The 424-nt window shown below is 34.0% G+C and carries 1 protein-coding gene; it reads left to right on the plus strand.

Going from position 1 to position 424, the window contains the following annotated elements:
* Window positions 1-424: glycosyltransferase (locus FCS21_RS17900; RefSeq protein WP_138624537.1), on the plus strand; the 424-nt coding region annotated here is incomplete at both ends.

Genomic DNA, 424 nt, shown 5'->3' on the forward strand with positions numbered 1-424 from the left:
TTGTAGTTTTTCTTGGAATAAATCGCGCCAGTTACATCAAAAAAGGGATTCCATATTTTGAAAAAGCACTGCGAATAATTCAGGAAAAATATATTGAAAAAGTTACTGTGATTATCAGCGAAAATCTTCCTTACAAGGACTATATAAATTTATATTATACTGCACAAATCGTGTTAGACCAAATCTACGCTGAAGACCAAGGATACAATGCGCTTGAAGCTATGGCAAAAGGAAAAGTAGTTTTTACTGGTGCCGGAAAAGCATTTATGGATCATTATAATTTAACGGAAAGAATAAATGTTAATGCGCTACCAGATGTAGACTATTTAGTGAATGAACTTTCCTTTTTGATCGAAAATCCGGAGTCCATTGTCACTATTGGAAAACGAGCCAGAGCATTTATCGAAAGAGAACATGAATATGT

It is taken from the genome of Colwellia ponticola, assembly GCF_005885605.1.
GTDB lineage: Bacteria > Pseudomonadota > Gammaproteobacteria > Enterobacterales > Alteromonadaceae > Colwellia > Colwellia ponticola.